This window comes from Shewanella insulae, from assembly GCF_009831655.1.
GTDB classification, from domain to species: Bacteria; Pseudomonadota; Gammaproteobacteria; order Enterobacterales; family Shewanellaceae; genus Shewanella; species Shewanella insulae.
This window is the reverse complement of the sequence record NZ_WRPA01000018.1, coordinates 22,224-36,574: the sequence shown is the minus strand read 5'-3', so window position 1 is coordinate 36,574 and position 14,351 is coordinate 22,224. Positions and strand designations below refer to the sequence as shown.

Here is a 14,351-nt window from a genome sequence, read left to right as displayed (position 1 = left end):
ACAGTAATTGATGTCAGCATGATCCTATACATAGCAGAGAAGCCCAGTCTCGGGCGAGCAATCGCCGATGTGTTACCTAAGCCCCACAAGAAGGGCGAGGGCTATATCACGGCGGCCAATGGCGATACCGTCTCCTGGTGCATAGGGCATCTGCTGGAGCAGGCCGAGCCCGACAGCTATGATCCCGCCTTCAAGTCTTGGTCGTTCGACCACCTGCCGATAGTGCCGCAGCAGTGGAAGATGACCCCCAAGAGCAAGACTCGGGCTCAGCTCGGCGTACTGAGAAAACTGGTCAAGCAGGCCAGTCAGTTGGTGAATGCCGGCGATCCCGATCGTGAAGGTCAGCTGTTGGTGGATGAGGTGATCGCCTATCTGGGCGTCAAGGGCGACAAGTTAGAGCAGACCCAGCGCCTGCTGGTGAGTGACCTCAACCCCCAGGCGGTGAAGCGTGCTCTGGGCCAGCTGCGTAGCAATCGCGAGTTTATTCCCCTGTCGACCTCGGCCTTGGCGCGCTCCCGCGCCGACTGGCTCTATGGCATGAACATGACCCGCGCCTATACGTTACAGGGGCGCAAGGTAGGCTATCAGGGGGTGCTCTCCGTCGGTCGGGTGCAGACGCCCCTGTTGGGCCTAGTGGTGCGCCGAGATGAGACCATTGAAAATTTTGTCAGTAAGCCTTTCTATGAGGTGCTGGCCAACCTGTACACCCAAGATCAGGCGCATTTCAAGGCCAAGTGGCAGCCCAGCGACGCCTGTCAGCCCTATATGGATGAGGAGGGGCGGGTACTGTCGCGCCGTCTGGCGGAAAACGTGGTGGGGCGGATCACAGAGCAAGCTGCCAAGGTGACGGATCTGCAGGCTAAAGATAAGCAGCAGGGGCAACCCTTGCCCTATAACCTGTCGTCACTGCAGATCGATGCGGCGAAACGATACGGCATGAGTGCCAAGGCGGTGCTCGATACCTGTCAGTCCCTGTATGAAAAACATAAGCTGATCACCTATCCGCGCTCCGATAGCCGCTACCTGCCCAAGGAGCAGCTGGCCCTGGCGCCTAGGGTGATAGATGCCGTGCAAAAAGGAGCGAGTGAGCTTACGGCTCAGTGCGCCGCGCCAGATCCTAAGATAATCTCCAGGGCCTGGAACGATGCCAAGGTAGATGCCCACCACGCCATAGTGCCCACCGAGAAGGGGGCCAACTTGAGCGCCCTGAGCCAGGCAGAGAGGCAGATCTATCTGCAACTGGCCCGTCAGTATCTGGCGCAGTTTTATCCCGTCTATCGTTACCATGAGACCCGGGTCGAGGTAGAGATCGCCGGCGGCCATTTTCATACCAAGGCCAAGCAGGAGATCGCTCCAGGTTGGAAGCAACTGTTCCCCAAGCGGGTCGATGACAAGACAGACGGCGAGGGCGAAGAGGCGTTGGCCCAGCTGCCGCCGCTGCATAAGGGGCAGATGCTGCACTCTGGCCAGGGGGAGCTCATCGAGAAGCAGACCCAGCCCCCCAAGGCCTTTACCGATGCGACCTTACTGAGCGCCATGACGGGGATCAGTCGCTATGTGACCAACCCAGAGATCCGTAAGATCCTCAAAGAGACCGATGGCCTGGGGACAGAGGCGACCCGCGCCGGGATCATCGAGCTGCTGTTCAAGCGCGGCTTTCTGGCGCGCCAGGGGAAGTCTATCGTCTCGACCCCGGTCGGTCGCGGCCTCATCAATAGCCTGCCCGAATCAGCCACCACGCCGGATATGACTGCCTTGTGGGAGAGTCACTTAGATGCCATCAGCCGTAAGGAGGCCAAGTATCTGAGCTTCATGACGCCGCTTATCGACTCGCTCAATGGGCTTATCATGCAGGCCGGTGCCCAGCTGCCCAAGGCCTTGCAGGGGGTCGAGGCGCCTAAGCGTTCGTTTAAGAAGGGTGGCTATGGCAATCGACGCGGCGGGGCGACAGGTGCCAAAGGCAAGAGGGGCAGCGCGGCGAAAGGTACAGCAAAGGGTACAGCAAAGGGTACAGGTAGAGCCGCCAAGGGCAGTGTTAATGCTAGCGCTACCAAGGGAAAATCGCGCGCGGCTAAGGCAAGGGCCTGAGCGCATAGATACAGATACGGCTCGGGCCCTTTGAGATGATTAACGCTTGATCAGCTGTATGGCATAGCCGCCGTTGGCCGCCATGTTCAGCTCTAAGGTGTCGTTCTTGGTGACAGTTTTCTTGACCAATTTATAGTCTTCGGCGAAGTTACCCGCGTTGATGCCATCTTGCAGCAGCTGCATCTCATACTCACCGCCTTCCAGGAAGTCCAGGTTGAGCTGCTGACTTCTCGTCTGGGTATTGGTCATGGCGCCGATATACCAGTTATCACCATTGCGGCGCGCTATGGTGAAATACTCGCCTATGCTGGCGTGTAGCACCTTAAAGTCATCCCATACCGTAGGAATGGCTGAGATAAAGCGCGGGATCTCAGGCTCGGCGCGGTAACTGGTGGGCGTGTCGGCGAGCATCTGTAGCGGGCTCTCGTAGATCACATACATGGCAATCTGTTGCGCCCGGGTGGTCAGGCTCATGGGGCGAGACCAGACCTTGTTGAAGTTCTTCTGCTGGGCATTGGCCATGGCGCCCGGGGTGTAGTCCAATGGGCCTGCGATCATGCGGATGAAGGGCAGATGCAGGTTGTGGGTCGAGGTCACCTCAGACCATTTGTTGTTCTCTAGCCCTCTGACCCCTTCGCGGGTCATCACGTTGGGGTAGGTTCTGTGGATCCCGGCGGGTTTGTAAGAGCCATGGAAGTTGACCATCAGCTTGTACTTGGCGGCCATGGCGGCGGCGCGCCAGTAAAAGTCCACCCGCTTGATGCTGTCGCTGTCCATGAAGTCTATCTTGACGCCGTTGATCCCCCATTTGGCGTAGAGCTTAAACGCCTCTTCCAGGTTCTTGTCCAGTGCCGAGTAGGGCACCCATAGCTGTACCCCGACGCCTTTTTTCTTGGCATGGGCGATGATCGCCTGCATGTCTATGCCCGGCAGCACAGTGAGTACATCTTCCTGTGACGACCAACCATCGTCGATGAGTATGTTCTCGATGCCAAAGTCGGCGGCAAAGTCGGCGTAGTATTGGTAGGTCTTAGTGTTGATCCCCGCCTTGAAGTCGACCCCCTTTAGGTTGTTCTCGTTATACCAGTCCCAGGCGATCTTGCCGGGTTTTATCCAGGAGGTGTCTTCGATGCGTGATGGTTCGGCCAGGGTGTAGCTCATCTGGTTGTCGAGCAGTTCAGCGTCGCTGCGGGCGATGGCCAGAATGCGCCAGGGATAGCTGCGTGACTTGCTGACTATGCCAAGATTCTTTGTATACTGCTCATCTTTATCCAGCTCGAACGGATGCACGCCATAGACATTTCCATCGCCCTTGCCCCTTAGCCAAAGACCGGGATAGCGCTGCAGGTCAGTCTCTGTCAGCAGGACATTGACGCCATTGACCACAAACAGGGCCGGCAGGCTGCCCAGCTCGTCGCCATCGATCCCCTTGGCGGCGATTGGGGTGAATCTTGGCTGGGTGGCGCTGGCAAACTTCTTCTCGAAGGGGAAATAGGCGAAGGCGCCCTTGGCGAAGTTAAATTCGGCCTGCTCAGAGGTGAGGGCACTCTCGCCAGACTGTTGGGCACTGAAACGATAGGCGACCCCTTCATCGAAGGCGCGAAAGTCGACTCTGTAGTTATCTTTGAAGCTCAGGCTCAACTGGTTGTATTGGTTGTCTATCTTGGCGGTGCGCACCTTGATAACCGGGGTGAGCTGCTCTGAGATGGCACTGCGCTTGACCTCAACCACTTGAGGCGAGTTGCCGAGCGCCGTGCCATCGGCGAAGGACATGGCGATGTGTGATGGACTAAGAATGGTCTGGCCGTCGACGCTGACACGGTAGCTAAGCTGCTCCTCGGCGATGACATCGACTAAGATGCTGCCGTCCGGGGAGCTGAGTTGATAGGTCTCACCCATGGCCAGTGCGCTGGGAATTGTTAGCACTCCTACCAACATCAGCTGCTTATACGCCTGGGGCGCCGTCAATAAACGCTGCAACATGTTTTATTACTCCTGATTCATACGGGGAAATTCCCGAAGGTAAGTCATTGAAGCATGGCGATTGATACCCGGGCGCATGAAAACGGGGCTAATGTTTCCCGAAAAATAACCTCTATCTTGCCCCGTCTGCTGTGCATTAGACTGGCGTGCTTTGAGCCAGTGCACCTTGAACCAGAGCACCTTGAATCAGTGCACCTTGAAACAGTGCGCTTTGAGCTAGCGTGCCATCAGCGCCCTTAGATTAATCAACAGCTCATCTAAGTTGGGGCGCTCACTGTCGGCAATAGGCGTTTCGCTGGCTAGAAGCCTGCTGGCTTGCTCCACAGGTAGCGCGATCTCAAGCCGCTTTCCTAGTCCATCTGCCTGCCAGGGGGTAAAGCTGAGGCTGGCGCTGGATGGCTCGCCGCAGAGACTCTCATCTAAGGTGAGGGCTAGCGCGCCATCGCCGAGCCGGTAGTCGATGGCGTGACGATTGAGGCAGAGCCTATCACCGGCTGGGATCTGGCCAAATGTGACCCTGCCATCTCGATACGGCAGGCTAACGGTCTGCCAGGGCACTTGTTGTTCGGCGCTCTTGTCATAGAGAGAGGACGTTTGAATCAAGGCGTCTGGGGCCGCTTGACTCGAGGCGTCTGATGCTGCTTGACCTGCGGCGCTCGGGCACAGGCCCAAGGCATCTTCGCTGACGCTGCAGCCGAGCAGGGCATCTGGCCCTATGCCTACATAGCTGGCTTGCTGTTTTACCTGGCCGCGAATAAGGTCTCGATACCAGCTCATCCAGGGCCAGCTGTAGCCATAGGCCTCGGCGGCGTGAACCACCTGACCGTCGCTGCTGGGCTGGGGATAGCCCTGGTCGGGGAAGAACCATTCCGCCGTGGTATGCAGCCACTCGTGGATGTACATGCCTGGGTCTCTGTCGTCTGTCTTGGCCGCCTCGATGCGCCCGGTGACATCATCATAGAAGCGTATGGTGTAGTAGGAGGCATCGGCGTCAAGTACGCGATAGTCATACCAGGCGATGCCCTTGAAGTCGTCGATATAGCACTCGTCGCTGCCGGCGCCGCCGCGAAAGAAGCTGACGATAAGGTCATAATCGCCCTTGTCGACAATGGTCAGATGGGGCTCGATCTCCGCCGGGCCGATAAGTTTGTCATTGCTCAGGGTCACCACCTCATCCGTGATATCCATACGCTCAAACTGCCAATCCATGGTGTGGTAGCTGTAGGGCTCGATGCGCTCCTCGAAACTCCAGCGAAAGAAGTCAAACCCGGCGTCGAGCTGCTCGGTTTGGTATTGGCTGACACAGCTGCCTCCCTGAGCCTGCACCTTGGCTACGCCGATAAACAGCGCCTTCCAGGTCTTGGGCGCCTGATGGTCGGTGTCATCCAGCGCCAGGCTATCAGCCTGGTCGGCCTCAACCTGAACCGTACGTCTCAGATATTGCTCACTCTGGTTGAGCCCCACGCCTATGCTGTGCTCACCGGGCGCGAGCGTGAGCTCCGCCGGGGTCAGCTTGCCGGTGAAGCGTCCGTCTAGATAGATGGCGCCGCCGCTCTCGCTGGCGGATACTGTGAGACTTGCCTCTGGTGTCGGTGTGGCGACCGGCGGTGTTACAGGTGGCTCGCTAGTCAGGCCGTCATCGCCGCCTGAGCCGCAGCCCGGCAGGCTTATGAGACTTAAGATGACCAGGCTCAGCAGGGGGGAAGCGCTGTGCCTGTTTGGCAGTCTGCTTAATTGCGTGTTTGGCTCATTGCTTAATTGTCTCTCCATGTGAAAACTCTCTCCTTCGATTGTGATGCTACTGGTTATGATTTGACTGCTATGTTTGACTAAAAATTAAGCTATCCAGGCTCGCCCATTCAAGGGCTAATCAACCCTAGAGTAGTTTTCGAGAAACACTATTAATTATTCAGGAATATCAGTTGGATAAGCTAGGTTTTGCAGTGGAAAGAAGGACATAAAAAAAGCCCACCACCTAGTGGTAATGGGCGAACAAAACGATTGCTTAAATTGTCTTTGAGCGAATCATTTAACAAGGGAGATTAAAACTTGAAGCGAACCCCCGCACGATAGCTACGGCCCCAGCTGGAGATATAGTCTACGTGGTTCTTGTCCCCGTTCAGGTACTGCACATAATCGGGGTCAAGCAGGTTGTTGGCCTCTAAGGTGAGGGTGATATTGTCTGTGATGTCATAGCCCACCTGCATATCCAGCTGGCCCCATTCGTCGACCTGTAGGGTCTCAGAGGTCCAGTCGTTGAGGGCATTTGACCAATACCACTGCTTGCCTAGGCTGTACTCGGAACGATAGTTATAGGCCACATTGACCTTAAGCCCATGGTTCTCGTAAAAGGCGACCACATTGTATTGATGATCAGACAATCCTTTGAACGGTAACTGCTCGCCATCGTCCGTGTATTCACCCGACTCGCTATTGTTATAGGTATAGTTGGCCTGCACACCGAAGCCCGCGAGGGGATCAGGCAGGAAATCGTCGAAGGTCTGTAGCCAGTTCAGCTCATAACCCCGGATACGCGACTGGTTCTCATCGTCGTTGTAGGGACGGGTCACCTCGAAGCTGGCGCCATTGATGGTTTCACGCGTCGGCTCGTAGATCACGAAGCCATGCAGCTCCTTGTAGTAGAAGGCCAGGTTCAGGGTGCCGCTATCGCTGTAGTACCACTCCAACGTGGTATCTAGTTGGTCGGCGTAGTAGGGCTCCAGGCCAGGATCGTTTTCATAGATGAAGTTCTCCGGCGGCGTCTTCTCCTCGTTCTGCCAGATAGAGGTGACCGGCGACAGATTCGTTAGCGGCGGACGTGAGATCGCCTGTGACAACGACAGACGCCAGACAAGATCATCGGTCAGCCCTAACTTACCGTTGAAACTCGGTAGCAGCTTTTTATAGTTGCCTTCAAACTCCACCAGGCCGACGGTATCCACCGCATCGGTAAACAGACCATCCTCATCGAAGGCGATGTTGGCCGGATCCTGTGAGTAGCCCCAGGAGGTGACTGTGGTATCTATGTAGCGCAGACCGAAGTCGAGCATGTAGGGCATACCCGCTATCTCATCTTCCAAGATCATTTCGGCGTAGGCGTGAATAGTTTCCTCTTTCACCCCATAGGTATTGCCGCCGGTGAGGTTAGGTCTGGGCACCAGGTATTGATCGAATGCCTCGCTATCCAGTGAGCGGTAGTAGTCGAATAGTCCGGGAATATTGATGCCCGCCCAGGTGTTGGGTAGGTTGGCGTTTGAGCTACCCATGAAGTCGTCGAAGTTGCCCGGGTTGAGGGCACTACCTGGCAATGGGCCCCATAGTGTGTTGCCGGCGATATCCACCTTCTCGCTGTCGGGGGCGTTGATCCACTCGCTATCTGTGGCACCGTTGCGGAAGGTGTAGGCGCTGGGGTTTTCCTGGCTCCAGTAGGTCTTGCCCTTGTCCTGCATGTTATAGCCGGTGCCGAACAGCACCTTGCTGATGATGCCATCGTCGGGCTCATAGGTGCCGTCGAAGTTAAAGTTCCCCGTCTTGTCTTTTACCTTGTCGCCGTCGATGCGGGCATACCAGGCACCATAGTCGATGTTTTCATCCAGCACGGTATCGCCGAAGGAGATGTCGGGCACCTGCTCGCCGTTATCCCAGTTGACCTCGAGGGTGTCGATGGCGGTACGCACCACGACCCAGCTGACCGCCGCCGAGGCATCTTCCGCCTCAGAGTAGGCCATATCGACGTTAAAGTTAAAGTTGTCCCAGATATAGTTGAGGTTCAGTCCTACCTGCATGGCGTCGCTGTCACGGGGATTCTGCGATTCCAGCAACTCGGCGATGGCCGGCGAGTCCATGTTGCCCGGCTCACCAATAGTGATGCTGTTGGTGTGACCGTCCGCACCAAACTGTACATCCTGAATGTTATCCAGGTTCGTGCCCTCAAAGAGGGCCAGGGAGATCATGTTTCCCGTAGATTCAATCTCATACTTGGTATAGAGGGCATCGAAGTTGATATCCAGCTCTGGAGTAGGGCGCCATTGCAATGCAAGGGTGCCGCCGCTGCGCTCGCGCTGATCCGTGCTCACCATGATGTTGGGCCAGCTGGGGAAGCGTCCCGACACGTTCGGATCGCCGTCTGGCATCAGCTCGGCCTCGCTCCACTCGTTCCAGCCCCACTGGGCGCTGTGGCTGTCGAAGCGGGTGAAGGAGGAGGTGTGGTTGGCCGAGATCAAGATCCCCAGTTCATCGTCGTTGAAGGTCTCGCTGATCAGCAGCGAAGCCTGGGGATCTGTCTCGCCGGCGCGCTCGTTATAGTAGCCCTCGATAGAGCCGGCTACCTTGCTGCCTACATTCAGAGGCTTGAGGGTGTCGATATTGATGATGGCGCCAATACCACCTTCGGGCAGGGAGGCCTGCTGGGTCTTGTTGACCTGAATGCCACCAATCAGCTCGGCGGCGATCAGATCATAGTTGAAGTCGCGTCCCACGGTTTCCGAGGCGATCTTTCTGCCGTTGAGGGTGGTGACGTTGTAGTCGCCACTCAGGCCACGCACGGTTACGCTCTGGCCCTCGCCGCGCAGGCGGTTAACGCTCACACCTGGGATACGCTGCATCGCCTCGGCGACGTTACTGTCGGGGAATTTACCTATATCTTCGGCGACTAGGGCGTCGACCACGTTGTCGGCTTCCTTCTTGATCGACTGCGCCTCCTTGAGACTGCTTAAGATCCCCCGCACCTCGATGACTTCCATCTCGGTCTCTTCATTTTGTTGTTTCTCTTCGTCGTCGGCCCCATAGGCGGGAAGCGAAGAGGCCAATGCAAGGCTAATCGCAAAGGCAAGATAATTTCTTTTCATAGTGTTCCCTTCGTGTTGTCAGGCTTTTTGAGCTTTATTGTTTGGGCTGAATTAATTCTTATCAGGCTCAATAAACTAATTTTTGAAATCAGTTCACCCTGATATTTATATCCCCGAGACAGGAAGGGAAACTTCCCGAAATAGTGCCTATGATTTCCAGAAAATATCCTAACGAATATTTAACATCAGACGTTTTCATGTTTGCTACTTGAGTAAGTTTCACTCTGAACCTTCCTGAAAATCAGGTATAACTTCCCGAAAAATAACTTATGTTTGTTAATCAAATGTATTTGGGTTAGGTTCGCTTGAGGTGGGTTAACCGGGGTTATCCTTATGTTCGAATGGGTCGAGAAAATTTCGTTTAGTGAAGCCAGTCCGTTAACGGCGCAGGCGCAGGACAATAAGTTTGGCTTTCATCGCAAGCGGCCAGAGGTAATGGCCCACAGCCATTGGCATGGTCATATAGAGATTAACTACCTCTTTGATTGTTCGGCCGATTATTTGATTAACGGTCAGGAGATCTCCGTGCCCGAGGGGCGGATGATCATCTTCTGGGCCTCGATCCCCCACCAGATGACCGCCTGTCATGGCGACGGCGAGATAGTCAACATCTACATTCCACTGCAGGCCTTTCTCACCTGGATGCTGCCGGGGGAGTTTGTCAGCCAGCTGCTCCACGGCGAGGTGATGGTGTCGGACAGCCTCTATGTGTGCGATCGCCAGCTGACGCAGATCTGGGAGGCGGATATCGCCAGTCAGGAGCCCCTGCTCGCCAGTCAGGTGATCAACGAGATCCGCAACCGTATCCGCCGCATGGCGATAGAGCATTACAGCACCTTTAATCTGGCCCATCGTAGCGGTCACGGGGTCGACAAGCCGGTATTTGGCGGGCTTAACCATATTCAGACCATGCTGCGCTATATCGCCGACCATTATGATCAGAAGATCACCATAGAGAACGTGGCCATGTCCACCGGACTGCACAAGAATTATGCGATGAAGCTCTTCAATCGCGTAATGAAAGTCTCAATAAAACAATATATTAACCAGTTACGACTGCAACATGCCCAGGCACTGCTGATCGATACCGAAAATCCCGTGCTGAACATAGCACTGGAGGCAGGGTTTGGCTCGGTGAGTCGCTTCTATGACATCTTTCAGCGCGAGTTCAACATGTCGCCGCTGGAGTTTCGCCGCCGGGTGGGGTGAGGGTTATTTTTCGAGAAAGTGTCATTGTTTTTTAGTAAGCCTGAGGCCAGTAATGCATGCTTCAATCTGTGAACAGTTAGTGTTTAGCCCGTCTAAACGAGCTTTGATTAAGTAGTAAATAAAGGTTTTGCTGTTAAATAGAGAAGATTATTTATCATCTAGATTATTTATCAGCATGAGTCACTCATAAATAAAATAATACAGATAATAACTAAGCATCATTAATACTCGAATTAAGTCAACAGATGTTATTTATCTTTTGACTTTAATTAAGCGATAAATTTCGAGTGATACTTGATAAAAAGGTTATTAACAACGAGATGAGTATGAAAAAAAGCATTTTATTATCGGCATGCGCAATCGCTATCCTATCGGCCTGTTCTCACCAAGCGCCCCGTTCTGGCGAGCAGCAAGACGCCCCTGTGGCCCACGTGCAGTTAAACGATCTGGCCAATACCCTTAAAGATCGCTGGCAGCTAGGCGGCGAGGGGATCACCTGGCAGGTTCAGGACACCCATGAAGATCATATCGAGATGAGCGGCGAGCAGATCTCGGCCATCATCTACTACGGTAGTGATGAGCAGGGAGAGCTGATCTTGAAGCGTAAGCTGGTCTGGCCCATGCTGCGTACCGTCCCTAACGACACCCATGCCAGCCTGATCCATGATTTTCCCTTGAGCATCTCGCCCGAGATCATGCTTGGCGGTAAGCCTGTTAGCACTGAGACGCTTGAGCGCGTGACCATAGATGGCACCCTGAACCTAACCAGTCAGCTATCAGATGCGCAGGGCAGTAAGGTCAGCCTCAGTCGCACCCTGTCGCCAAGCACCACTGGGCCTAGGATGATCGAACGTCTGCGTTTTACTAACCAGGGTGACCAGACCGTCACGCTGGAGCTTAAGCCTCTAGACTACAAAGTCGAGACGGATGCGGAGAAAGGTGTCTACGGTCGCTACCTCATCCAGGCCAGCAGCGACAAGGCGGGGCAGTTTAGCCTGGTGCCCGGCAGCGACTTTGATCTCTTCGTGACCTTCGAGGCCCACAGAGCCGACAAGCAAGTAGGTGAGGCGGGGCCTGGCCAGGCGCGAGCTCAGGCAAATGATCAAAGGCCGGCACAAGAGCTAACGCCAGCACAAGAGATAAGCGCGCGTCTGGATTATGTGGCCCAGCTTAATCAAAATCTTCGTCTGGAGACGCCTGATCCTGTGCTCAACAAGATGTTCGAGTTTGCCAAGCTGCGCAGCGCCGAGTCTATCTTTAGGACCAAGGGTGGCCTGATGCATGGCCCCGGCGGCGGACGTTACTACGCGGCTATCTGGGCCAACGATCAGGCGGAATATATCAACCCCTTCTTCCCCTTCCTGGGGGACAAGCGCGGCAACGAGTCGGCCATCAACAGCTTTGCTCACTTTGCCCGTTACATGAACGATGAGGGCAGGGCGCTCCCATCCTCTATCATCGCCGAGGGTGACGATTACTGGAACGGCGCCGGTGACAGGGGCGATTGCGCCATGATCGCCTATGGAGCCAGCCGCTTCGCCCTGGCCTATGGCGACAAGCAGCAGGCCCGCGAGCTCCTGCCTCTTATCGACTGGTGTATCGACTTTAGTTATAAGAAGCAGACTCAAGAAGGTGTCATCGCTTCCGACAGCGACGAGCTGGAGGGACGCTTCCCCGCCGGTGACGTCAACCTCAGCACTAACATGTTGACCTATGGTGCACTGATCTCCTCGGCCTACCTGAATCAGGAGCTGGGTCGCACCGAACTTGCCAGCGACTATCGCCAGCGAGCCAAGGCGCTTAAGGCTGCCATCGAGACCTATTTCGGCGCGAACGTGCAGGGTTTCGACACCTATCAGTACTACCAGGGCAACGACAAGCTGAGAGCCTGGATCGCCTTGCCGCTCACCTTCGGCATCTTCGATCGTAAGCAGGCGACCCTGGATGCGCTGCTGTCTGACTACCTGTGGAGTCCGGAGGGGATCTACAGCGAGGCGGGCAACAAGACCTTCTGGGACAGGGCGACCCTGTATGCCTTCAGGGGGATCTTCAGCGCCCAGGAGACAGACACCGCCATGCGCTACTTTAAGTACTATTCGCGCAAGCGTCTGCTGGGTGAGCATGTGCCCTATGCGGTAGAGGCTTGGCCCGAGGGCAACCAGCGCCACCTCTCAGCCGAGAGCGCCCTCTATGCCCGCGTCGTGACCGAGGGGATCTTCGGCATGGAACCCACAGGCTTCAATCGCCTCAAGGTGGCGCCCTATCTGCCGACCGGTTGGGATAACATGTGTTTAAGAGGGATCCGCGCCTTCAACAGCAACATAGATCTCTGCGTCAATCGCACCCAGGCTAAGGGGGATGATGCCTACCAGATCAGCGTCCAGCAGCCAGATGGCAAGGAGCAGAAGTTCAGCTGGGACGGCAAGGGGCCTGTCTCGCTATCGCTCTAAACCGTCATTGCTAACAAGCGCCTTTCTGTCCTTCTAGGGGACGGAAAGGCGCGTCTTCAACTTGTTGAGAGCCAAGTCAACTTGTTGCGAGCCAAGTATGAATCGCCTTAGCCAATATCGGAGGCCCTGTCTGTGAGCATCTTATCCATTGCCATCGTCGGCGGCGGTGCCAGCGGCTGGCTAGCCGCCAACCATCTGGGTCTGGCACTCAAGGGGCGCAGCCCCAAGGTAAGCATTACCCTTATCGAGTCGCCCGATGTCCCCACCATAGGAGTGGGCGAAGGCACTGTGCCCATGATCCGCAAGTCCCTGCAGGCGTTTGGCATAGAGGAGACTGCGCTGTTCAGGCGCTGCGATGCCAGCTTCAAGCAGTCGATCAAGTTCATCAACTGGCGTCACCGCAAGCCTGGCAGCGAGATGAGCGCCTTTCATCACCTGTTCGATCCACCCAGCCCCTTTGGTGTGGATCTCAGCGATTTCTGGCTCGATGAGTTAGCCACAGGCCCCAAGCCTGTTGCGTTCGATGAGGCCCTGTCGCCCCAGAGTTTTAGCTGCGAGGCGCAAAAGGCACCTAAGACATTAGCCTCCGCGCCTTATCAGGGGGCCCACGCCTATGCCTATCACTTCGACGCCGCCAAGTTTGCCGAGCTCCTCAGGGAGAATGCCATCGAGCGTTTCGGTGTCGAGCATGTTCAAGATCATCTGCTCGAGGTTGAGACGGCCAGGCTCGAAATGGACTGTGTTGAGACGGACAGGCTCACAGAGGGCAATGAGAGTAAAAATGATGAGAGGATAGTGGCCCTGCATCTCAGGGAGGGCGGTCGCCGCTGTTTCGACTTTTACCTCGACTGCTCAGGTTTTAGCGGCCTCTTGATGGAGAAGGCGCTCGGTGTCGAGTTCATCTCACTGGCGGATAAGCTCTGGATGAACAAGGCGCTAGTGACTCAGGTGCCAAGCGCGCCCGATGCGCCGCTGCCGCCCTATACCCAGGCGAGCGCCCATCAGGCCGGTTGGATCTGGGATATCGCCCTGCCCAAGCGGCGAGGCGTAGGTCTGGTCTATTGCGATCGCTACCTGAGCGATAAAGAGGCGTGCCAGAAACTCGAGAGGTATCTGGGTGACGAGCTGCCGAGTGCCGGCGAGTTTCGCAGCCTCATCATGCGGGTAGGGCATCTGAAAAAGTTCTGGCAGGGCAACTGCGTCGCGCTTGGGTTGGCCCAGGGCTTTCTCGAGCCCCTGGAGGCGACCTCTATCCTGCTGACAGACTTCGCCGCATCCTTACTGGCGCGCAAATTTCCCACAAGTGATGAGACACTGCCTGTGCTTGAGGCCAGGTTTAATCGCATCGTCGCTCACGCCTGGGAGGCGGTGATCGACTTCGTGGCGCTGCATTATCAGCTGTCGGATCGCCGCGACTCCGCCTTCTGGCGCGACTATCGCCATCATCTGGATGCCCAGCCAACGTCCGAGGAGTTGTCGCGGCGACTCGCCCTGTGGCAACACTTCACGCCCCATCCCGACGACTTCTTCTCTCAGTTCGAGGTGTTTGGCGTGGATAACTATCTCTATCTGCTCTATGGCATGGGCTTTAGTACCCAGCCCAAGACGCTCGATGACACGGCGCGTCAGCAGGCCAGGGCGCAGCTGGATAAGATCACTCACGCCAAGGATTTTCTGGCGCAGAAGCTGCCGGATCACAGGGCCTTCATCGAGGCGTTAACTCAGGGCTAATCTCAGGCTTTATCTCTGGCCGAATATCAGGCTAAAGCCAGGT

General features: G+C 55.9%; 7 protein-coding genes. 4 read left to right on the top strand and 3 right to left on the bottom strand.

From position 1 onward, the window contains the following. Nucleotides 1–18 precede the first annotated feature (18 nt). Nucleotides 19–2,088, top strand: a complete 2,070-nt coding sequence (locus GNT65_RS16900) for a DNA topoisomerase III (protein WP_160798351.1) — start codon at nucleotides 19–21, stop codon at nucleotides 2,086–2,088. 39 nt (nucleotides 2,089–2,127) lie between these two features. On the opposite strand, the gene GNT65_RS16895 is transcribed toward GNT65_RS16900, so the two are convergent. The 3 genes from GNT65_RS16895 to GNT65_RS16885 form a co-directional block, all read right to left on the bottom strand. Further along, a complete protein-coding gene (locus GNT65_RS16895) occupies nucleotides 2,128–4,071 on the bottom strand; it encodes a glycoside hydrolase family 97 protein (protein WP_160798349.1) in 1,944 nt (647 codons plus the stop codon). 216 nt (nucleotides 4,072–4,287) lie between these two features. Next, entirely contained in the window at nucleotides 4,288–5,841 is a 1,554-nt protein-coding gene (locus GNT65_RS16890) for a PEGA domain-containing protein (protein ID WP_160798347.1), read from the bottom strand. A gap of 272 nt (nucleotides 5,842–6,113) precedes the next feature. Continuing rightward, the gene (locus GNT65_RS16885) at nucleotides 6,114–8,918 is read right to left on the bottom strand and encodes a TonB-dependent receptor (RefSeq protein ID WP_160798345.1); all 2,805 of its coding nucleotides are present in this window, start codon (nucleotides 8,916–8,918) and stop codon (nucleotides 6,114–6,116) included. 333 nt (nucleotides 8,919–9,251) lie between these two features. Between GNT65_RS16885 and GNT65_RS16880 the strand changes: the two genes are divergently transcribed. From GNT65_RS16880 to GNT65_RS16870, 3 genes are all read left to right on the top strand, one after another. Further along, the gene (locus GNT65_RS16880; RefSeq protein ID WP_011866092.1) at nucleotides 9,252–10,127 is read left to right on the top strand and encodes a helix-turn-helix domain-containing protein; all 876 of its coding nucleotides are present in this window, start codon (nucleotides 9,252–9,254) and stop codon (nucleotides 10,125–10,127) included. 326 nt (nucleotides 10,128–10,453) lie between these two features. Beyond that, nucleotides 10,454–12,577, top strand: coding sequence for a glucosidase family protein (locus tag GNT65_RS16875; RefSeq protein WP_181006345.1), 2,124 nt, complete (start codon nucleotides 10,454–10,456; stop codon nucleotides 12,575–12,577). Between the two features lie 132 nt (nucleotides 12,578–12,709). Next, a complete protein-coding gene (locus tag GNT65_RS16870; protein ID WP_160798341.1) occupies nucleotides 12,710–14,308 on the top strand; it encodes a tryptophan 7-halogenase in 1,599 nt (532 codons plus the stop codon). Nucleotides 14,309–14,351 lie beyond the last annotated feature (43 nt).

Bases quoted from the DNA above. Each gene is read 5' to 3' on its own strand.
- GNT65_RS16880 (WP_011866092.1), top strand. From the start codon at position 9,252: ATGTTCGAATGGGTCGAGAAAATTTCGTTTAGTGAAGCCAGTCCGTTA.
- GNT65_RS16885 (WP_160798345.1), bottom strand. From the start codon at position 8,918: ATGAAAAGAAATTATCTTGCCTTTGCGATTAGCCTTGCATTGGCCTCT.
- GNT65_RS16890 (WP_160798347.1), bottom strand. From the start codon at position 5,841: ATGGAGAGACAATTAAGCAATGAGCCAAACACGCAATTAAGCAGACTG.
- GNT65_RS16895 (WP_160798349.1), bottom strand. From the start codon at position 4,071: ATGTTGCAGCGTTTATTGACGGCGCCCCAGGCGTATAAGCAGCTGATG.
- GNT65_RS16875 (WP_181006345.1), top strand. From the start codon at position 10,454: ATGAAAAAAAGCATTTTATTATCGGCATGCGCAATCGCTATCCTATCG.
- GNT65_RS16900 (WP_160798351.1), top strand. From the start codon at position 19: ATGATCCTATACATAGCAGAGAAGCCCAGTCTCGGGCGAGCAATCGCC.